This is a genomic window from Spirillospora sp. NPDC029432, from assembly GCF_040703975.1.
In the GTDB taxonomy this organism is placed as follows: domain Bacteria; phylum Actinomycetota; class Actinomycetes; order Streptosporangiales; family Streptosporangiaceae; genus Spirillospora.
The window spans coordinates 1-19,774 of record NZ_JBEZWH010000101.1 but is presented as its reverse complement, the minus strand read 5'-3'; the positions used below and the strand labels follow the sequence as shown (position 1 = coordinate 19,774).

Annotated in this window: 21 protein-coding genes; 13 read left to right on the top strand and 8 right to left on the bottom strand. The window is 75.2% G+C overall.

Annotated features, from left to right (window positions below; genetic code table 11):
- A partial coding sequence (locus tag AB0881_RS39315; protein ID WP_366625662.1) for a hypothetical protein occupies nt 1–215 on the bottom strand: 215 nt, incomplete at its 3' end.
- On the opposite strand from AB0881_RS39315, the gene AB0881_RS39310 reads away from it, so the two are divergent.
- From AB0881_RS39310 to AB0881_RS39290, 5 genes are read left to right on the top strand one after another with little or no spacing between them, the layout of a single operon-like run.
- A complete protein-coding gene (locus tag AB0881_RS39310; RefSeq protein ID WP_366625661.1) occupies nt 200–1,204 on the top strand; it encodes a zinc-binding alcohol dehydrogenase in 1,005 nt (334 codons plus the stop codon). The genes AB0881_RS39315 and AB0881_RS39310 overlap by 16 nt on opposite strands.
- Nucleotides 1,182–1,580 carry a 6-carboxytetrahydropterin synthase gene (locus AB0881_RS39305; RefSeq protein WP_366625659.1) on the top strand — a complete coding sequence of 133 codons (399 nt, stop codon included), beginning with the start codon at nt 1,182–1,184 and terminating at the stop codon, nt 1,578–1,580. The genes AB0881_RS39310 and AB0881_RS39305 overlap by 23 nt, the downstream gene beginning before the upstream one ends.
- Nucleotides 1,581–1,612: 32 nt before the next feature.
- Complete coding sequence (locus AB0881_RS39300) at nt 1,613–2,647, top strand: glycosyltransferase family 4 protein (RefSeq protein WP_366625663.1); 1,035 nt, start codon at nt 1,613–1,615, stop codon at nt 2,645–2,647.
- Entirely contained in the window at nt 2,644–3,438 is a 795-nt protein-coding gene (locus AB0881_RS39295) for a class I SAM-dependent methyltransferase (protein WP_366625657.1), read from the top strand. The genes AB0881_RS39300 and AB0881_RS39295 overlap by 4 nt, the downstream gene beginning before the upstream one ends.
- Nucleotides 3,435–4,418 (top strand): lysylphosphatidylglycerol synthase transmembrane domain-containing protein, encoded by a 984-nt coding sequence (locus tag AB0881_RS39290; protein WP_366625656.1) that lies wholly within the window; start codon nt 3,435–3,437, stop codon nt 4,416–4,418. Before AB0881_RS39295 ends, AB0881_RS39290 begins: the two co-directional genes overlap by 4 nt.
- Here AB0881_RS39290 and AB0881_RS39285 read toward each other — a convergent pair.
- Complete coding sequence (locus tag AB0881_RS39285) at nt 4,332–5,048, bottom strand: creatininase family protein (protein WP_366625654.1); 717 nt, start codon at nt 5,046–5,048, stop codon at nt 4,332–4,334. The two genes, AB0881_RS39290 and AB0881_RS39285, sit on opposite strands and share 87 nt — an antisense overlap.
- Nucleotides 5,049–5,133: 85 nt before the next feature.
- On the opposite strand from AB0881_RS39285, the gene AB0881_RS39280 reads away from it, so the two are divergent.
- Complete coding sequence (locus tag AB0881_RS39280; protein WP_366625653.1) at nt 5,134–5,712, top strand: DUF1349 domain-containing protein; 579 nt, start codon at nt 5,134–5,136, stop codon at nt 5,710–5,712.
- Between the two features lie 22 nt (nt 5,713–5,734).
- Here AB0881_RS39280 and AB0881_RS39275 read toward each other — a convergent pair whose 3' ends face one another.
- Nucleotides 5,735–6,841 (bottom strand): ROK family protein, encoded by a 1,107-nt coding sequence (locus AB0881_RS39275; RefSeq protein ID WP_366625651.1) that lies wholly within the window; start codon nt 6,839–6,841, stop codon nt 5,735–5,737.
- Between the two features lie 112 nt (nt 6,842–6,953).
- Between AB0881_RS39275 and edd the strand changes: the two genes are divergently transcribed.
- The 3 genes from edd (at nt 6,954) to eda (ending at nt 10,458) form a co-directional block, all read left to right on the top strand.
- The gene (edd, locus tag AB0881_RS39270; protein WP_366625649.1) at nt 6,954–8,750 is read left to right on the top strand and encodes a phosphogluconate dehydratase; all 1,797 of its coding nucleotides are present in this window, start codon (nt 6,954–6,956) and stop codon (nt 8,748–8,750) included.
- A 102-nt stretch (nt 8,751–8,852) separates the two neighbouring features.
- A complete protein-coding gene (locus AB0881_RS39265; protein ID WP_366625647.1) occupies nt 8,853–9,815 on the top strand; it encodes a glucokinase in 963 nt (320 codons plus the stop codon).
- A gap of 13 nt (nt 9,816–9,828) precedes the next feature.
- A complete protein-coding gene (gene eda / locus AB0881_RS39260; RefSeq protein WP_366625646.1) occupies nt 9,829–10,458 on the top strand; it encodes a bifunctional 4-hydroxy-2-oxoglutarate aldolase/2-dehydro-3-deoxy-phosphogluconate aldolase in 630 nt (209 codons plus the stop codon).
- Between the two features lie 24 nt (nt 10,459–10,482).
- Here eda and AB0881_RS39255 read toward each other — a convergent pair whose 3' ends face one another.
- Genes AB0881_RS39255 through AB0881_RS39245 form a run of 3 tightly spaced genes read right to left on the bottom strand, consistent with a single transcriptional unit; the run spans nt 10,483 to nt 12,948 of the window.
- Nucleotides 10,483–11,721 (bottom strand): peptidase M28, encoded by a 1,239-nt coding sequence (locus AB0881_RS39255; RefSeq protein WP_366625644.1) that lies wholly within the window; start codon nt 11,719–11,721, stop codon nt 10,483–10,485.
- 40 nt (nt 11,722–11,761) lie between these two features.
- On the bottom strand, nt 11,762–12,220 hold the full coding sequence (locus AB0881_RS39250) for a DUF1707 domain-containing protein (protein WP_366625642.1): 459 nt from the start codon (nt 12,218–12,220) through the stop codon (nt 11,762–11,764).
- Nucleotides 12,221–12,222: 2 nt separating this feature from the next.
- Nucleotides 12,223–12,948, bottom strand: a complete 726-nt coding sequence (locus AB0881_RS39245) for a PadR family transcriptional regulator (protein ID WP_366625640.1) — start codon at nt 12,946–12,948, stop codon at nt 12,223–12,225.
- A gap of 379 nt (nt 12,949–13,327) precedes the next feature.
- Here AB0881_RS39245 and AB0881_RS39240 point away from each other — a divergent pair, with 379 nt between their 5' ends.
- The 4 genes from AB0881_RS39240 to mug all read left to right on the top strand — a co-directional run bounded on the left by AB0881_RS39240 (nt 13,328) and on the right by mug (nt 18,483).
- Nucleotides 13,328–16,102 (top strand): aconitate hydratase, encoded by a 2,775-nt coding sequence (locus AB0881_RS39240; RefSeq protein WP_366625638.1) that lies wholly within the window; start codon nt 13,328–13,330, stop codon nt 16,100–16,102.
- A gap of 139 nt (nt 16,103–16,241) precedes the next feature.
- Complete coding sequence (locus AB0881_RS39235; protein ID WP_366625636.1) at nt 16,242–17,180, top strand: aldo/keto reductase; 939 nt, start codon at nt 16,242–16,244, stop codon at nt 17,178–17,180.
- Nucleotides 17,181–17,215: 35 nt separating this feature from the next.
- On the top strand, nt 17,216–17,935 hold the full coding sequence (locus tag AB0881_RS39230; RefSeq protein WP_366625634.1) for a sulfite exporter TauE/SafE family protein: 720 nt from the start codon (nt 17,216–17,218) through the stop codon (nt 17,933–17,935).
- Complete coding sequence (gene mug, locus AB0881_RS39225; RefSeq protein ID WP_366625632.1) at nt 17,935–18,483, top strand: G/U mismatch-specific DNA glycosylase; 549 nt, start codon at nt 17,935–17,937, stop codon at nt 18,481–18,483. The genes AB0881_RS39230 and mug overlap by 1 nt, the downstream gene beginning before the upstream one ends.
- A gap of 22 nt (nt 18,484–18,505) precedes the next feature.
- Here the strand turns inward: mug and AB0881_RS39220 are convergent, their stop codons facing one another.
- Nucleotides 18,506–18,946 carry a hypothetical protein gene (locus AB0881_RS39220; RefSeq protein WP_366625630.1) on the bottom strand — a complete coding sequence of 147 codons (441 nt, stop codon included), beginning with the start codon at nt 18,944–18,946 and terminating at the stop codon, nt 18,506–18,508.
- A gap of 249 nt (nt 18,947–19,195) precedes the next feature.
- Nucleotides 19,196–19,774 (bottom strand): class F sortase (locus AB0881_RS39215; protein ID WP_366625628.1); only part of this gene is annotated, 579 nt, incomplete at its 5' end.

Here is a 19,774-nt window from a genome sequence, read left to right as displayed (position 1 = left end):
GGCAGCGCGTCCAGCGTGACGATCGCGCTCGGCACCATGTAGGCGGGCAGCCGCCGCTTGAGCGCCTCGCGGACGCGGTCGGCGAGCACGCCGTGATCATCGGGCTCCGGGTCCCCGTCGTGTGCGTCATGCGATGCCGTACGGGGCGGGGACCGCGGAACGTTCAGCGGGGTCGGGAAGAATGGGGTGATCGGGAAGTATGGAGCGCAGGGCACGGGCGTTCTGGGTGCGGTCTCCCGGAACGGGCGAGATCCGGTCGGTGCGGCTGCCGGAGCCGGGACCGGACGACGTCCTGGTGCGGACCCTGTACTCCGGGGTGAGCCGCGGCACCGAGGCACTGGTGTTCCGCGGCGGCGTTCCGGCCGGCCAGTACGACCTCATGCGGGCCCCCTTCCAGGACGGCTCGTTCCCCGGGCCGGTCAAGTACGGCTACCTCAACGTGGGCGTCGTCGAGCACGGGCCGCCCGACCTGCGCGGGCGCCCCGTCTTCTGCCTGTACCCCCATCAGACCCGGTACGTCGTCCCGGCGCACGCCGTGACACCCGTACCGGACGGCGTGCCGCCGGAGCGCGCCGTCCTGGCGGGCACCGTGGAGACCGCGGTGAACGCCCTGTGGGACGCGGCGCCGCTGGTCGGCGACCGGATCGCCGTCGTCGGCGGCGGCATGGTCGGCTGCTGCGCCGCGGGCGTGCTCGCCGGGCTGCCGGGCGCCCGCGTCGAGCTGGTCGACGTGGACCCGTCCCGCGCGGCCGTCGCCGAGGCGCTCGGCGTCGGCTTCGCCACCCCGGAGCGGGCCGCGGGCGACTGCGACCTGGTGCTGCACGCCAGCGCCACCGGCGCCGGCCTCGCCCGGTCCCTCGAACTGCTCGCCCGCGAGGGCGAGGTCATCGAGCTGAGCTGGTACGGCGACCGCCCGGTCAGCGTCCCGCTCGGCGAGTCGTTCCACTCCCGGCGGCTGTCGATCCGCGGCAGCCAGGTGGGGTCGGTCGCGCCGTCCAGGAGGGGGCGGCGCGGCTTCGCGGACCGGCTGGAGCTGGCGCTCCGGCTGCTGGCGAACCCCGCCTTCGACGTCCTGATCACCGGGGAGAGCCCCTTCGAGGAGCTCCCCCGGGTCATGCCCCCGCTGGCGTCCGGGGACCTGCCCGCCCTCTGCCACCGCGTCGTCTACGAGGAGGACGTCCTTGTTCAGCGTCACCGTTCGTGATCACCTGATGGTCGCGCACAGCCTGCGCGGCGAGGTCTTCGGACCGGCCCAGCGCCTGCACGGCGCCACGTTCCTGGTGGACGCCACGTTCCGCCGGGCCGAGCTGGACGCCGACGGCATCGTGGTCGACATCGGGCTGGCCACCGGGGTGCTGGGCGCGGTGCTGGGCGCGTTCAACTACCGCAACCTCGACGACGAGCCCGCGTTCGTCGGGGTCAACACCTCGACCGAGTTCCTGGCCAAGGAGATCGCCGACCGGCTCGCGGAACGCGTCCGGGCGGGGGAGCTGGGCGAGGGCGCGCGCGGCCTCGCGGGGATCACGGTGACGCTGCACGAGTCGCACGTCGCCTGGGCGAGTTACGAGCTGGCCCTGTGAACCCCGTGGAGCGCGACGCCGTGTACGTGGTCATGCCGGGCGACGTCGACCGGGTGGCCGTGCCGAGCGGCGGCAACGTCTACGACCGGCGGGTGTGCGAGGGCCTGGCGCGCCGCCGCCCCGTCCACGAGATCGCGGTCCCCGGGGACTGGCCGCGCCCGGACGCGGCCGCCCGCGAGCGGCTGGACCGCGCCCTGGCCGGGCTGCCCGACACGGCCGGGGTGCTGCTGGACGGGCTCGTCGCCTGCGGCGTCCCGGACGTCGTCGGCCCGCACGCCGCCCGGCTGCGCGTCACGGTCCTCGTCCACCTGCCCCTGGCGGACGAGGGCGCCGGCGCCGCCGACCTGGACGCCCCCGAACGCGCGACCCTGCGCGCGGCCGGGGCCGTCGTGGCCACCAGCGAATGGGCCGCCCGCAGGCTGGTCGACCACCACGGGCTCGACGCGGACCGCGTCCACGTCGCCGCGCCCGGCTGCGACCCCGCCGGCGCGGCGGCGCCCGGCGACGGCACGCGGCTGCTGTGCGTGGCGTCGGTGACGCCCCGCAAGGGCCACGACGTTCTCGTCCAGGCGCTCGGCGAGCTGGCGGACCTGCCGTGGACGTGCGAATGCGTCGGGCCGCTGCGCCGCGACCTCGCGCACGTCGCGCAGGTCCGCAAGCTGATCGAGCGGCACGGCCTGGACGAGCGGATCACGCTCGCCGGGCCCCGCCGCGGCGCCCGGCTGGACGCCGCGTACGCCGGCGCCGACCTGCTGGTGCTGCCGTCGCGCGCCGAGACGTACGGGATGGTCGTGACCGAGGCGCTCGCCCGCGGGATCCCCGTCCTGGCGGCGGACTGCGGGGGAGTGCCCGAGGCGCTGGGGCGGGCGCCCGGCGGCCGCGTCCCCGGGCTGCTCGTACCGCCCGGGGACGTCACCGCCCTCGCCGCCGCGCTGCGCCGCTGGCTCACCGATCCCGGACTCCGGAGCGGGCTGCGCGCGGCCGCCCTCGCCCGCCGCGGCACGCTGCGGGGCTGGGACGACACCGCCCGCGACCTCGCCGCCGTCCTGGACCGGGAGGCCCCGTGAGCGCCCCCGGAACGTTCTCCCCGGACTGGCTGGCGCTGCGCGAGCCCGCCGACGCCGCCGCCCGCGCCGTGGACCTGCTCGGCCCGCTGCGCGCCCATCTCGCCGCGCGCGCGGACGGGCCGCTGGTCGTCCGCGACCTCGGCTGCGGGACCGGCTCGATGCACCGGTGGCTGGCGGGCTGGCTGCCCGGCCCGCAGCGCTGGATCCTGCACGACCGCGATCCCGGGCTGCTCGCGCGCGCGAGCGCGAGCGTCGGCGCCGCCGCCGAGACGCGGGAGGGCGACATCACGTCCCTCACCGCCGCCGACCTCGCCGGCACCTCGCTCGTCACCGCGTCCGCGCTGCTCGACCTGCTGACCGGCGCCGAGCTGGACCGCCTCGCCGCCGCGATCACCGGCGCGGGCCGTCCGGCGCTGCTGGCGCTCTCGGTGACCGGGCGGGTCGAGCTGACGCCGCCCGACCCGTTCGACGCCGGGTTCGCCGCCGCGTTCAACGCCCACCAGCGGCGCGGGGCCCGGCTCGGCCCGGCCGCCCCGGACGCCGCGGCCCGCGCGTTCGAGCGCCGCGGCGCGACCGTCTGGACCAGCCCGAGCCCGTGGCGGCTCGGCCCCGAGCGGGCCGCGCTGACCGCCGAGTGGCTGCGCGGCTGGGTCGGCGCGGCCGTCGAGGAGTCGCCCGGCCTGCCCGGCGAGACGTACCTGAGGCAGCGGCTCGACGCCTGCGCCGCGGGCGAGCTGCACGCCGTCGTCCACCATCGCGACCTGCTCGTACTCCCGGGGGCGGCCTCATGACCCGATCGCTGTGGCCCTGGCTGCGGACGCTCGCCGCCGTCGCCGTCCTCGCCGGGCTCGTGTGGTGGCACAGCACCGGCGCGTTCGTGGCCGCCGCGCGCGCCGTCACCGCGGAGTCGGCCGCCGTCGCCCTGGGGATCGGCCTGTTCACGACGTTCTGCAACGCCCGGCGCTGGTGCCTGGTGGCGCGCCGGCTCGGCCTGCGCCTCTCCCTGGGGACCGCCGTGGGCGACTACTACCGGGCGTCCTTCCTGAACGCGGTGCTGCCCGCCGGGGTGCTCGGCGACGTGCACCGCGCGGTCAGCCACGGGCGCGACTCCGGCGATGTCGGGCGCGGCGTCCGCGCGGTCGTCCTGGAACGCGCCGCCGGCCAGGTGGTGATCGTCGCCGCCGGGCTGCTGGTCCTGCTCACCCGGCCCGTCCTGCTGCCCGCCCTGGGCGCCGTGGCGGCCGCCGCCGTCGCCGTCGCCGCCGTCCTCGCGGCCGCCGGGTGGGCCCTGCGCCGCCGGCTCCGCGCGCTCGCGGCGGACCTGCGGCTCGTCCGCGAGGTCTGGCCCGGCCTGGCGCTGCTGTCGGCGGCGGCGCTGGCGGGCCACGTCGCGCTGTTCCTGGTCGCCGCCCGCGCGGCGGGCGCGCACGCCCCCCTCGCCGACCTGGTGCCGCTCGCCGTCCTCGCGCTGCTGGTGATGGGCCTGCCGGTGAACGTCGGCGGCTGGGGGCCCCGCGAGGCCGCCACGGCACTGGCGTTCGGCGCCGTCGGGCTGGGCGCCGCGCAGGGCCTCACCGTCGCCGTCGTGTACGGGCTCCTCACGCTGGTCGCCGGCCTCCCCGGCGCCGCCGTGCCGCTCGTGCGCCTCGCCCGGCGGACCGCCCGGCCGGCGCCGCCGGCGCGGCTACGGATCGAGCAGCCGCAGATGCTCGCCGAACGACTCCACCAGGGAGGCGAGAAGATCCCGGCCCTTGCCGGCCGAGGCCAGTGACGGCCGCCCGACGACGCCCGAGTCCGTGTACGGCTCCAGCCCCAGCGTGAGCAGGTGCCGCCGGTCGCCGGAGTCGTGGTCGCCCGCCTCGTACCCCGCCCGCACCAGGCCCGGATGGGCGTGCAGCAGGATGGAGGTCTCCAGCTCGCCGGCGTGCATGTCGTCCGGCGCGGGGCTGCGCAGCCCGGCCGCCGCCCGCGCCGCCTCCCAGTCCTGCTCGGCGGGGAACAGCGCCATGTCCCCGCCCGCCTCCTGGACGACGTTGCCGAGCACGTAGTTGCCGCCGTGCCCGTTGACCAGCACGAGCTTCCCGACCCCGGACCGGCGCAGCGACTCCGCCACGTCCCGCACGACCGCGTACAGCGTCGCCGCCGAGACGCTGACCGTCCCCGGCCAGGCGGCGTGCTCGTGCGAGCACGAGATCGTCACCGGCGGCAGCGCCAGCACCGGATGGGCGGCGGCGACCTCCCGCGCGATCGTGCACGCGATGACGGTGTCGGTCGCCAGCGGCAGGAACGGCCCGTGCTGCTCGAAGCTCCCGACCGGCAGCACCGCCACGGCGGCGTCCCGGTCCAGCTCGTCGTCGGTGGTGGTCATCGGCAGGAGGTACGCGGACATGTCTGGCGCCATGGCACCGAGCATGGCGCATCGCCCGCCGCCCCGCCCAGGACGCCGCCCGGGAGACGAAGATCGCCGGGTGTGCTGGACTGGGGCGATGGACGAGCTCTCCTGGAACGACGGAACCTGGCTCAACGAACCCCCCGCGGCCGCCCGCGACGGCGCCGACCTCCTCATGACGGCCGCCCGCGGCAGCGACTTCTGGCGCACCACCTCCTACGGCTACGACCGCGACTCCGGGCACGCGCTGCTCGCCCCGCTGGGCCCCGACGCGGCCGCGGAGGTGACGTTCCGGGCCGACTTCACCGAGCAGTTCGACCAGGCGGGCCTCCTGCTCCGGCTGGACGAGCGCACCTGGATCAAGGCCGGCGTCGAGTACGCCGACGGGCTCTTCCAGGCCGGCGCCGTCGTCACCCACGACCGCTCCGACTGGTCGACCTTCCCCGTACCGGAGTGGGCCGGGCGCGCCGTGACGATCCGCGCCAGCCGCACCGGCGACGCCGTCACCGTCCGGGCCCGCGCCGGCGACGAGCCGTGGCGGATGCTGCGCGTGGCCCCGTTCCCGCCGGGCGTCCCGGCGGCCGCGGGGCCCTACTGCTGCGCCCCCGAACGCGACGGCCTGACCGTCCGCTTCACCCGCCTCGCCATCGGCCCCCCGGACGAGTCCCTGCACTAGCCCACCGGCGCCGGGCAGGCCGTCACACCCGCTCGCGCCGCCGGAGGAGCGCGTCGACCGCCTCGGGGGCGAGGACGTGGTCCAGGACGAGCGCCGCGCAGCCGGCCAGGCCGGCCGCGTCGCCCAGCCGGCTCGGCTCGATCCGCAGGCCGCGGGTGGCGAGGGTGGTGCCGCGCCGGTAGACGACCTCCCGCACGCCCGCCACCAGCGGCTCGTACGCGGCGGTCAGGTCGCCGCCGAGCAGCACGACCGCCGGGTTGAGCAGGTTGACGGCGGCCGCGATCACCTCGCCGACGCGGCGGCCGGCCTCCCGGACGAGCGTGACGGTGGCCGGATCGCCGGCCTGGGCCAGCCCGGCGAGCTCCGCGAGGTCCGCGGCGGGGGAGCGGGCGAGCAGCGCGGCGCCGCCGGCGACCGCCTCGACGCAGTCGCGGTTCCCGCAGCGGCAGGTGACGCCGCCGCCACCGGAGACGGGGATGTGCGCGATCTCGCCGGCGGCGCCCAGCGCGCCGCGCTGGATCCGGCCGCCCATGATGAGCGCGGCGCCGATCCCGGTGGAGAGCTTGACGAACAGCAGGTCGCCGGCCTCCCGGCGGTACCGGGACTCGTACTCGCCGAGGGCGGCGATGTTGACGTCGTTCTCGAGGAACGCCGGCACGCCGAACCGCGCGGCGATCGGCGGCCCGACCGGCACGCCGTCCCACTCCTCGCGGCCGGACTCCACGGGATCGGGGACGCCGATGCCGGCGCCCCGGACGGGCGGGCGCCCGAGCCCGTCCAGCAGGGCGTCCCAGTGGTCGAGCAGCGCGTCGAGCCCGGGGGTGACGTGGTCCTGGGCGAGCACGTTCCCGGCGAGGTCGCAGACGGCGGCCTGGCCGCGGGACCGGCCGAGGTTGGCGACCAGGATCGCGCCGCCGGCGGCGTTGAACGACAGCCGCGCCGGCGGCCGGCCGCCGGTGGACGGGCCGTCGGAGCGCTCGCCGACCAGGCCGTGCGCCATCAGCTCGGACACCCGCAGCGCCACGGCGGGGCGGGACAGCCCGGTGATCCGGCCCAGCTCCGCGCGGGTGCTCGCGCCCTCGCGGATCAGCTTCAGCACGTCACCGCTCGAGGAGGGCCGTCTGGTCATCCGGCCAGTGAAGCATGGCAGCAGAAGTGTCACAAGATACGGGACTTATGTAATTATTCATGCTTAAGTAGTGCGCAGTCGTTATCTGAAGAGTGTGAGTGGAGGAGCGTCGATGGCCGGGTCCCCCCATCCCGTGGTCGCGCGGGTCACCGAGCGCGTCGCCGAGCGCGGTGCCGCCCGCCGCGCCGCGTACCTGCGCAGGATCGCCGAGGCCGCGTCCGCCGGGCCCGCCCGGACCGCGCTGGGCTGCGCCAACCTCGCGCACGGCTTCGCCGCCTGCGGTCCCGCCGAGAAGCTCCAGCTGAAGGGGACCACGGCGAAGAACATCGCGATCGTGTCGGCGTACAACGACATGCTCTCGGCGCACCAGCCGCTCAAGGACTACCCGGACCTGCTGAAGGCCGCGATCAGTGCGGCGGGCGGCACGGCCCAGTTCGCCGGCGGCGTGCCCGCCATGTGCGACGGCATCACGCAGGGCCGCGCGGGCATGGAGCTGTCGCTGTTCAGCAGGGACGTCGTCGCCATGTCGACGGCCATCGCCCTGTCGCACGACATGTTCGACGGCGCGCTGATGCTGGGCGTCTGCGACAAGATCGTTCCCGGGCTGGTGATCGGCGCGCTCTCCTTCGGCCACCTGCCGACGCTGCTGGTGCCCGCCGGGCCGATGCCGTCCGGGCTGCCGAACGCCGAGAAGGCCCGGGTCCGCAAGCGGTACGCGGCGGGCGAGATCGGCCGGGACGAGCTGCTGGCCGCCGAGTCCGCCTCGTACCACTCGCCCGGCACCTGCACGTTCTACGGGACGGCCAACTCCAACCAGATGCTGATGGAGGTCATGGGCCTCCACCTGCCGGGCGCCAGCTTCGTCCCGCCCGGCACCGAGCTGCGCACCGCGCTCACCGAGGAGGCCGCGCGGCGCGTCCTCACCCTGACCACCCCGGTCGGCGAGCTGCTCGACGAGCGCGCCTTCGTGAACGGCGTCGTCGCGCTGCTCGCCACCGGCGGCTCCACCAACCACACCCTCCACCTGGTCGCGATGGCGTCCGCCGCCGGGATCGAGCTGACCTGGGACGACTTCGACGAGCTGTCCTCGGTCACGCCGCTGCTGACCCGGCTCTACCCCAACGGCTCCGCCGACGTGAACCACTTCCACGCCGCCGGCGGCACCGCGTTCCTCATCGGCGAGCTGCTGGACGCCGGGCTCCTGCACGAGGACGCCCGCACCGCCACCGGCGGCACCCTCGCCGCGTACCGCGAGTCGCCCGTCCTGACGGAGGAAGGGCCGGCCTGGCGCCCCGCGCCCGCCGAGTCCGGCGACCCCGCCGTGCTGCGGCCCGTCCGGGACCCGTTCGAGGCCCAAGGCGGCCTGCACACCGTGCACGGGAACCTGGGCCGCGCCGTGGTGAAGGTGTCGGCCGTACGGGAGGAGCACCGCACGATCGAGGCCCCCGCCCGCGTCTTCGACTCCCAGCACGAGCTGCAGGAGGCGTTCGCGGCGGGCGAGCTGGACGGCGACCTCGTCGCCGTGGTCCGCTTCCAGGGGCCGCAGGCCAACGGCATGCCCGAGCTGCACAAGCTCACCCCGCCGCTGTCGGTCCTCCAGGACCGCGGCCACCGCGTCGCGCTGGTCACCGACGGCCGGATGTCCGGCGCCTCCGGCGCGGTCCCCGCCGCCATCCACGCCTCGCCCGAGGCCGCCGACGGCGGGCCGCTGGCCCGCGTCCGGGACGGCGACCCGATCCGCCTCGACGCGGGCAAGGGCGTCCTGGAGGTCCTCGTCCCCGACGAGGAGTTCGCCGCGCGCACCCCCGCCGCCGCGCCGCCCGCGGAGCCGGGCACCGGCCGCGAGCTGTTCGCCGCGTTCCGCGCCGCCGTGGGCCCCGCCGAGCGCGGCGCCGGGATCTTCGCGTGACCAGCGGGACCCGGCCGTGACCGGCTGGACTCCGGACGGCGGAGGCGCGAACGTGGCAGGCGGCGCCGGCATGGGGCCGGCCGGGCACGGAGGTGGCGCGCGATGAGGTTTCCCTGGCTGGTCGCCGACGTGGGCGGGACCAACGCCCGGTTCGCGCTGATCGAGGAGCCGGGCGCGGCGCCCGGGCGCGTCCGGGCGCTGCCCACGTGCGAGTACCCGGGGCTCGGCGAGGCCGCCGCGGCGTACCTGGACGAGGCCGGCGCCCGCCCCGGCGCGGCGTGCCTCGCGGTCGCCGGGCCCGTCTCGGACACCACGTACCACCTGACGAACGCGGGCTGGGCGCCCGGCTCGGTCGCGGGCGTCCGGGACCTGCTCGGGGTGCCGTACCTGGAGATCCTGAACGACTTCGAGGCGCTCGCCCTGTCCCTGCCCCGCCTCGGCCCCGGCGATCTGCGCCCGGTCGGCGGGGACGCCCTGCCCGCGGCGGACGGCACCGCGCCGCTGGCCGTCCTCGGCCCCGGCACCGGGCTGGGCGTCGGCGGGCTCGTCCCCGCCGCCGGCGGCTGGCTGCCGCTGGCCGCCGAGGGCGGGCACGCGGACCTGCCCGCCGGCACCGAGCGCGAGATCGAACTGCTCCGGCTCCTGCACGCCGAGACGGGCGCCGGCGGCGCCGAGCTGTTCCTCTCCGGGAACGGCCTCGTCCGCATGCGCCGGCTCCTCGCCGGCCTGAACGGCGTCCCCGCGGAGCCGCTGACCGCGGCGGAGATCTGCCGGATGGCCGACCCGCTGTCGGTGGAGACCGTGGAGACGTTCTGCGGGCTGCTGGGGTCGTTCGCCGGGAACGTGGCCCTCACGCTGGGCGCGCGCGGCGGCGTCCACCTCGGCGGCGGCATCCTCCCGCGCATCGCGGACGCCCTCGACCGCAGCGGCTTCCGCCGCCGGTTCGAGGGCAAGCCCCCGGTCGAGGGCTACCTGCGGGCCATCCCCACCGCACTGATCGTCCACCCGTACCCGGCGCTGACCGGCGCCGCCGCCCGACTCGCACAGATCGCGGAGACCGCGTGAAACTGGAGGCCGCATGAAAGCCGACGAGCTCCTGGACCTCGCCCCCGTCGTCCCCGTCGTGGTCCTGGACGACCCCGGCGCCGCCGTACCGCTGGCGCGGGCGCTGGTGGCGGGCGGGCTGCCGGCCATCGAGGTCACGCTCCGCACCGCGACCGCCCTGGAGTCCATCGAGCGGATCGCGGCCGAGGTCCCTGACGCGGTCGTCGGCGCGGGCACGGTCGTGCACCCGGAGGACGCCCGCCGCGCCGTCGCGGCGGGGGCGCGGTTCCTGGTCAGCCCCGGCTGCACCGCCGCGCTGCGGGAGGCGATGACCGCCACCGATGTCCCGTTCCTGCCCGGCGTCTCCAGCGCCTCGGAGGCCATGGCCCTCCTGGAGCACGGCGTCACCGCGATGAAGTTCTTCCCGGCGGGCCCGGCCGGCGGCCCCGACTACCTGAAGGCGCTCGGCGGGCCGCTCCCGCGGATCCGCTTCTGCCCCACCGGCGGCGTCACCCCGGACAACGCGCCCCGCTACCTCGGCCTGCCGAACGTCGCGTGCGTGGGCGGCACCTGGCTCACCCCGCCCGACGCCGTGCGGGACGGCGACTGGGACCGGATCCGGGCCGCCGCCGCCGAGGCCGCCGCCCTGCGCGCCCCGGCGTGACCCCGACCGGCCGGAGCGCCGGGGTCAGTGGACGGCGAGGGCGCGGGCGACGGCCTCGGTGAGCCGCGCGGCGTCGGCCACGCAGCGGTAGTCGACGTGCTCGGGGAGGTCGGACGCGAGGCGGTGGTGGGGGACCGGCCGGCCGCCGCCCATGGAGACCAGGCAGGCGGTGCGGTAGCCGTGCCGGTGCGGGACCATCGCGCCGGTGCCGGAACGCGCCCGCGACCCCCGGTCGACGGCGATGTCCTGCTCCAGCGCGCAGCGCGCGATCAGGTCGCCGAAGCCCGCGTCGTAGCGTTCCGTACGGAACGGGCCCTCCGCGCGCGGCAGCACGAGATCGCCGCAGCCGACCGCGTCCAGGTTGAGGAACCAGGTGCTGCCGGTCGGCAGGTCGTGGAAATGGCGGTGGGCGAACCCGCGGACGCCCTCCTGGAGGGCTTCCTCCGCGCCCGCCGAGACGAGCAGGACGCGCAGGCCCGGCAGGGGGCGGCGCTCCAGCGACTCGGCCAGCGCGATCAGGACCGAGACGCCGCTCAGGCCGCCGTTGGCGCCGGGGACGGCGCGGCGGCGTGCGGTGTCGGCCATCGCCGCGGCGCTCAGGGCGCTGAGGACCGTACCGGTACGGCGGAGCCACGAGAGTCCCGCCGCGCTCCCCAGAGCGACGCAGAGCGGGCCCGCGATCACCGGCCACCACACGGGCCACGACACGGGCGGCGCGGCGGGCAGTGCCGCCACCAGGTCGGGACGGCGGCGCGCCAGCCGCCGCAGCGCCCGCCGGCCGAGGCCGCGGCCGGCCGGGGCGGCGTCGTGGTGCGCCATGACGACCAGCGTGCGCGGCGCGTCCGGGGCGCCGAGCCCGGCCACGACGTTGCAGGCCGTGCGGCGCACGCTCAGCACCGAGCGGGCGTACTGGCGGCCGTACCGGTGGCCGAACGAGACCTCGTCGGCGATCCCGGCCGCGGCCAGCGCGCCGCCCAGGGCGCCGAGCGGCCGCAGCCGCCCGCCCGCGGCGCCGGCCAGCGCGGCGAGCCCGGCCAGCACGCCCACCGGCCGGGCGTACGACCCGTACGCGGGCACCTCCTCGACCTCGGCCGCCGCGCCCGCCGCGCGCAGCCGGTCCGCGATCAGGTGGGCGGCCTCGCGCTCGCCGGGCGAGCACGGCGGCCGCTCGACGGCGGCGAGCCGCTCGACGGTGGCGCGCAGCGCGGCCTCGCCGGGCCCGGCCACGGGCGAGACCGGATGCAGGAACCGCTCGGGGTTCATGCTGAGAAGGTCTCACCCCGGCCGGGCCCGGTCCAGCCTCCTAACGGGGACGGGGCCGCCCCGACCGCACGGCGAACAGCACCGCGCGGACGATCCACACCAGCAGCGCGAACTGCAGCACCGCCAGCATCGCCGTCCCCGGCCCGGCCGCGATCGCGAGGACGATGAAGAGCCCGACCATCAGTGGGAACGCCGGGAACCGGTGCGCGTGGCGCGAATGGTGCGGATGGTGCCCGTGGTGGTGCCGCAGGTGGTGGCCGTGGGCGTACGCCCAGTGGCCGGGCACCGGCGCCCGCGCCGGCTCCGGCAGGCCGCTGGGGCCCGGCAGGTCCCGCACGATCGCCCGCAGGTCGCCGTGCGTCTTGGCGGCCAGCGTGGCGCCGAGCCGCTCGTCGAGCTCCTCGCGGTCGAGCCGTCCCGCCGCGAAGTGCTCGTGCAGCGCGGTGGTGACCGCGTCGCGCTCGGCGTCGCCGATGCGCATCTCGTCGGTGCGGGTCACGTTCACTCCTCGGCGGCGCCGGCCGCGTCCGGGCCCGGATCGTCGTCGGCCAGGATCAGGTAGAGCCGCCGCCGGGTCTCGGCGATCACTTCCTTGGCCTTGTCGACCTGCTGCGGTGAGCCCGAGTGGACGATCTGCATCACCGCGGCGCCGGTCTGCGCCACCTGCTTGAACAGGTCGGGCACGCCCTCGCCGAAGTCGGGCGCCATCTCCGCCCAGGGCTCGGACAGCTCGTCGGCGTGCTCGCCGACGTACGCCCGGCCCTCGTCGGTCAGGTGGAACGTCCGGCGGCCGCCGCCCTCCTCGCCGCGGATCAGCCCCTCGTCGGCGAGCTGCTGCAGCGCCGGGTAGACGGCGCCGGGGCTCGGCTTCCAGCCCCCGCCGCTGCGCTCGTTGATCTCCTGGATGATCTGGTAGCCGTTGCGCGGCTCCTCGGCCAGCAGCGCGAGGATCGCGGCGCGCACGTTCCCCTTGCGGGCCCGCGGCCCGCGGCCGCCCGGCCCGCGCCCCCAGGGGCCGCGGCCCCACGGCGGCCCGCCCGGCCCCCACGGCCCGGGCCCGCCGCCGAACATCCAGCCGAACTGCGGCCCGCCGGCCTGCGCCCGCGGCCCGCAGCCGCCCCCGTGCTCGCGTGCCCGGTGCGCCGCCAGATGGGCGGCCTTGGCCCCCAGCGCGGCCGCGGCGAAGGCCCAGCGCAGGTCACTCCCGTGGCCATGCGTCGTCCCCATGTTCTCCACCGCCTTCCAAGATCGTTCTTTGATCTCTCGCGATACGCCAACGATATATCGAAAACGCGCATCCGGGCCAGAGGGTTCCCGGCCGTCAACGAACGGGGGAGAGGGGTCGGCACCCTACCGAGAAGTAACTTGATGTCGAGATAAATCGGGGATAGCTTGACATCAAGAGAAAAGGTGGCGAAGTTAGGCGGCCCCGGATCCCGAGCAGGACGACCGTTAGGGCAGGATTCAAGGTACGTTCCGTCCGCCCGGGTCCGCCGTGCGGCCCGCCGAGCGGGGGCGGCCGGAGGGCCGCATCAAAACATATGACGCAAGCGTCGCGCGCATCACGTCCCGGACCGGACGCGCGACGGTGACGGAGGAGGAGTCCGTGTCCGCGAACAGCTTCGGCAGCCGTAACACGCTGCAGGTGGGCGAGAAGTCGTACGAGATCTACCGGCTGGACGCCGTGGAGGGCTCGGCCCGGCTGCCGTACAGCCTCAAGGTGCTGCTGGAGAACCTCCTGCGCACCGAGGACGGCGCCAACGTCACCGCCGACCACATCCGCGCGCTGGCCGGCTGGGACTCCCAGGCGCAGCCCAGCAAGGAGATCCAGTTCACCCCGGCGCGGGTGATCATGCAGGACTTCACCGGCGTGCCGTGCGTGGTCGACCTGGCCACCATGCGCGAGGCCGTACGTGACCTGGGCGGCGACGCGTCCAAGATCAACCCGCTGGCGCCGGCCGAGATGGTCATCGACCACTCCGTCATCGTCGACTACTTCGGCTCGCCGGACGCGTTCGAGCGCAACGTGCAGCGCGAGTACGAGCGCAACGGCGAGCGCTACCAGTTCCTGCGCTGGGGCCAGACCGCCTTCGACGAGTTCAAGGTCGTCCCGCCCGGCACCGGCATCGTGCACCAGGTCAACATCGAGCACCTGGCCCGCGTGGTCTTCGACCGGGACGGCGTCGCCTACCCCGACACCTGCGTCGGCACCGACTCGCACACCACGATGGAGAACGGCATCGGCGTGCTCGGCTGGGGCGTCGGCGGCATCGAGGCCGAGGCCGCGATGCTCGGCCAGCCGATCTCGATGCTCATCCCGCGGGTCGTCGGCTTCAAGCTGACCGGCAAGCTGCCCGCCGGCACCACCGCCACCGACCTGGTGCTGACCATCACCGAGATGCTGCGCGAGCACGGCGTCGTCGGCAAGTTCGTGGAGTTCTACGGCGAGGGCGTCGCCGCGCTGCCGGTCGCCGACCGCGCCACCATCGGCAACATGAGCCCCGAGTTCGGCTCCACCTGCGCGATCTTCCCGATCGACGGCGAGACCCTGTCGTACCTGCGGCTGACCGGCCGCAGCGAGGAGCAGATCGCGCTGGCCGAGGCGTACGCCAAGGAGCAGGGCATGTGGCTCGACCCGTCGGTCGAGCCCGAGTTCTCCGAGTACCTGGAGCTCGACCTCAACACCGTCGTGCCGTCCATCGCCGGCCCCAAGCGCCCGCAGGACCGCATCTCGGTGTCGGAGGCCAAGGAGACCTGGCGCCGCGACGTGCGCAACTACGTCGCCGGCGACGGCATCAAGGGCCCGGCCGACGAGGCCTCGTCCGAGTCGTTCCCGGCCTCGGACTCCCCGGCGATCGGGCACGCCGGCGAGGGCGACAAGCCGCGCGAGCACGGCGCCAACGGCGGCGGCCGCCCGAACGACCCGACCCCGGTCACCCTGGCCGACGGCACGAAGTTCGAGATCGACCACGGCGCCGTGGTGATCGCCGCGATCACCTCCTGCACCAACACGTCCAACCCGTACGTCATGGTCGGCGCCGGCCTGCTGGCCAAGAAGGCGGTCGAGAAGGGCCTGACCCGCAAGCCGTGGGTCAAGACCTCCCTCGCCCCCGGCTCCCAGGTCGTCACCGGCTACCTGGAGCGCTCGGGCCTGGCCCCGTACCTCGACAAGATCGGCTACAACCTGGTCGGGTACGGCTGCACCACCTGCATCGGCAACTCCGGCCCGCTGCAGGAGGAGATCTCCAAGGCGATCAACGACGCCGACCTCGCGGTCACCTCGGTCCTGTCGGGCAACCGCAACTTCGAGGGCCGCATCAACCCCGACGTGAAGATGAACTACCTGGCCTCGCCGCCGCTGGTGGTCGCCTACGCGCTCGCGGGCACGATGGACATCGACATCCTGAACGACCCGATCGGCGAGGGCGCCGACGGCTCCCCGGTCTACCTCAGCGAGCTCTGGCCGTCCGCCGAGGAGGTCAAGGAGATCGTCGAGGGCTCGATCGGCCAGGAGATGTTCCTCCAGGACTACGCCGACGTGTTCAAGGGCGACTCCCGCTGGCAGGAGCTGGCGATCCCGACCGGCGACACCTTCGAGTGGGACGCGAACTCCACCTACGTCCGCAAGGCCCCGTACTTCGACGGCATGGGCATGGAGCCCGCCCCGGTCGCCGACGTCCACGGCGCCCGCGTGCTGGCCCGGCTGGGCGACTCGGTCACCACCGACCACATCTCCCCGGCCGGCGCCATCAAGGTCGGCACCCCGGCCGCGCAGTACCTCCAGGACAACGGCGTCACCGCCAAGGACTTCAACTCCTACGGCTCCCGCCGCGGCAACCACGAGGTCATGATCCGCGGCACGTTCGCCAACATCCGGCTGCGCAACCAGCTCCTGGACGGCGTCGAGGGCGGCTACACCCGCGACTTCACCCAGGAGGGCGCGCCGCAGTCGTTCATCTACGACGCCGCGCAGAACTACGCCGCGCAGGGCATCCCGCTGGTCGTCATCGCGGGCAAGGAGTACGGCTCCGGCTCCTCCCGCGACTGGGCCGCCAAGGGCACCGCGCTGCTCGGCGTCCGCGCCGTCATCGCCGAGTCGTACGAGCGGATCCACCGCTCCAACCTGATCGGCATGGGCGTCCTGCCGCTCCAGTTCAAGGACGGCGAGTCGGCCGACTCGCTGGGCCTGACCGGCACCGAGACGTTCGACATCACCGGCGTCGAGAAGCTGAACGAGGGCGGCGTCCCCGACGAGGTGACCGTGAAGGCCGACGGCAAGGAGTTCACCGCCGTCGTCCGCATCGACACCCCGGGAGAGGCGGACTACTACCGCAACGGAGGCATCATGCAGTACGTCCTCCGCAACCTCCTCCGCAAGTAGGCGCGAACCCGAGACGGGCCGCCTCCCACCAGGGGGGCGGCCCGTCCGCGTTCACACGTTCGCATCGGGAGCGTCCGGCGCTGGTCAAAGTCGAGGGGGCGGCCGCACGGGCGGGACGGCGGCGCGATTGGATCTTCGCATGACCAACACGAACAGGATCGGGGCGCTGGAGGTCTTCCCGCTGGCGCTGGGCGGCAACGTCTTCGGGTGGACCGCCGACCGGGACGGGTCGTTCGCCGTCCTGGACGCCTACGCGGCGGGCGGCGGCAACTTCGTCGACACGGCCGACGTGTACTCGGCGTGGGTCGACGGCAACCACGGCGGGGAGTCGGAGGAGCTGATCGGGGAGTGGCTCGCCGCCCGCGGCGGCCGCGACCGGATGGTGGTGGCGACCAAGGGCGGTGCGCACCCCGCGCACAAGGGGCTGCGGCGGGAGACGATCAAGGCGGCCGCGGAGGACTCGCTGCGCCGCCTGCGCACCGACCACATCGACCTGTACTACACGCACTACGACGACCCCAGCGTGCCCGCCGAGGAGATCGTCGGCGCGCTGGACGAGCTGGTCCGCGAGGGCAAGGTGCGGGAGATCGCCGCGTCCAACATCGAGCCCGCCCGGCTGGAGGAGCAGCTGGCCGTCAGCGACCGGGAGGGGCTGGCGAAGTTCGTGGCCGTCCAGCCGCAGTACAACCTCGTCTCGCGGGACACCTACGAGGGCGAGCCGATGCGGATCGCCGAGCGGAACGGGCTGGCCGCGGTCCCGTACTACGCGCTGGCCTCGGGCTTCCTGACCGGCAAGTACCGGCCGGGGAGCACGGTCGAGAGCGCCCGCGCCGGCAAGGCGGGCGCGTACCTGAAGTCCGAGCGCGGCCCGCGGGTCCTGGCGGCGCTGGACGGCATCGCCAAGGAGCGCGACGTGTCGGTCGCCACCGTGGCGCTGGCCTGGCTGCGCGCCCGGCCCACCGTGGCCGCGCCGATCGCCAGCGCGCGCACCGTCCAGCAGCTGCCCGCCCTGATGGCGATCGCCGAGCTGGAGCTGACCGCGGAGGAGACCGAGAGGCTCACCGACGCCTCCGCTTGAACGATCGGAAATATCGGGATGTAACGTTCCAGCACGTGCCTGGACTCGACTTCCTCGTCATCGGCGGGCTCGCCGCGCTCGCCGGCGCGATCGTGCAGAGCAGCGTGGGGCTCGGCGTGGGGCTGGTGGCGACGCCGATCGTCACGATGCTGTTCCCGTCGCTGATGCCCGGCTCCATCCTCGTCGCCGCGACCGTCCTCCCGCTGGCCACGCTCGCGCAAGAGGTCCGGCACGCCGACCTGAAGGGGCTCGGCTGGGCCTTCGGCGGGCGGCTGGCGGGCACCCCGCTCGGCGTCTGGGTGGTCGCGGCCGTCCCGGTCCGCACCCTCGGCGTGATCATCGGCGGCATGGTGCTGGCCGCGCTGGGTGCCGGGCTCTGGCACGGCCGCGTCCCCCGCAACCCGGGCACGCTGGCGACCGCCGGCCTGGTCGCGGGGGCCACCGGCACCGCCTCCGCGATCGGCGGCCCGCCCATCGCGCTGCTCTACCAGCACGAGAGCGGCCCCCGCGTCCGCGCGACCCTCGCCGTCTTCTTCACCGGCGGCGCGCTGATCTCCCTGCTCACCCTCGCCGCCGCCGGCCAGCTCCCGGCCGAGCAGGTGACCGCCGGGCTGGCGCTGACCCCGTTCGTCCTGGCCGGCTTCCTGCTGGCGGGCCCGGTGCGCGAGTACGTCGACGACGGCCGCATGCGCACCGCCATCCTGGTCGTGGTGGCCGCGTCCGCCGTCACCCTGATCGTGCGTAGCCTGGTCTGATGCGCCCCACCAAGGCCGATCTGGAGGCCGCCCGCGACCGCATCGTGCCCGACGTCCTGCCCGCCGGCGGCGAGTCCCTGCGGGTGCTGTTCTCCGGCATCAACCCGGGCCTGTACTCGGGCGCGACGGGCCTGCACTTCGCCCGCCCCGGCAACCGCTTCTGGCCCGCCCTGCACCGCTCGGGCTTCACCGACCGCCTGCTGTCGCCCGCCGAGCAGGACCTGCTGCCCTCGTACGGCCTCGGCATCACCAACCTCGCCCACCGCACCACGGCCCGCGCCGACGAGCTCACCGCCGAGGAACTGCGCGAGGGCGGCCGCCGCCTCCGCGACCTGGTCGGCCGCCACCGCCCCGCCTACCTGGCCGTCGCCGGCGTCACCGCCTACCGCACCGCCTTCGGGAAGCCGCGCACGCGGATCGGCCCGCAGGACGAGACGTTCGGCCCGGCCCGCCTCTGGGTCCTCCCGAACCCCAGCGGCCTGAACGCGAGCTGGCCCCTGGACCGCATCGCCGCCGAGTTCGCCCGCCTCCGCGAGGCCGCCGCCTAGCCGGGACGCTCGGGGCAAGGGATCAGGTCAGGCGGTCGGTGGCGGCCGCGGCGGTGGCGAGCATGGTCCGGACCTCCGTCATCAGGGTGGCGGAGGGCTGCCAGGGCTCGGTGCGGCCGAGGGCGATGATGGGGCGGGGGAGGGCGCGGACGGACGTCAGGCGCCAGTGGTGGAAGCCCCGCTCGCCCCAGGGACCGCAGTCGCAGGGCCCGTCCAGGCCGGCCGAGCAGACGTCGTCGAGGTCGGCCATGGCGATGACCGCGCCGATCGTGGCGAGCGGGTGGCCGGGATCCCAGCCCGCGGACCGGATGAGCGGGGAGTCGCAGGCCTTCAGGTCGACCCGCATGGAGGCGTGGATCAGCAGCGGGCCGCGGTAGGCGGTCGGCAGGTCCTGGTTCGAGACGGCCTTGCCGCCCCGTGCGATGGCGAAGGCCCAGGGCTGCTGCACACTGATCGCCTGCACGCGGTCACCTCCGTGCTCCGCCGGTCTCCGGTTGGGCGGACCGTTCGGGCGTGGTGCCCGGTTTCCCGTGGAGTATCCGGCCGGGGAGCGGATACCGCCGTTCTGCCAGGGGACCGTGACCCTGGGGTCAGCCGGTCCGGTGAACGGTCCAGTTAGCGATTTTCCCCGATTTGTCGTGATCGGCAACCCGGCCACGCGGATACGGACCGTTCCCGTCCCGAAAGCGGGACGGGAACGGTCCGTACAGGATCAAACGGGCTGGACGAGCTTCGCGAAGACGATGAGGTTGTTGCGGTAGTGCCCCGTCGCCGCGTCGAACGCCCCGCCGCAGGTGACCAGGCGCAGCGAGGAGTAGTCGATGTCCTCGCCGAACACCTTCCGGTGCGGGAACGCGTCCTTGTCCACGCTCTGCAGCCGGTCCACCGCGAACGTCGCGGTGGAGCCGTCCTGGCGGGCCACCTGGATGGTGTCGCCCGCCTTCAGTTCCTTGAGCCGGTAGAAGACGGCCGCCTTCTTGTTGGCGTCGACGTGGCCCAGGATGACCGAGGGCCCCATCTCGCCGGGGGTGACCCCCTCCTTGTACCAGCCGGTCAGGTTGGGGCGGCTCAGCGGCGGCTCCTCGATCCGCCCGTCGGGGCGCAGTCCGATGAGGGACACCGGCGCCGAGACGCCGATCTTCTGGATCTTGATGGTCTTCGGCCGCGACTCCTTCATGGGTGCCGCCGCCCGCAGCGCCTGCTTCGCGGCGGTCGCCCCCTCTTCGAGGGGCTTCGGGTAGTCGACGTCCTGGAGCAGCTCCATCCGCTCCTCGTACTCGATCCCCTCGGC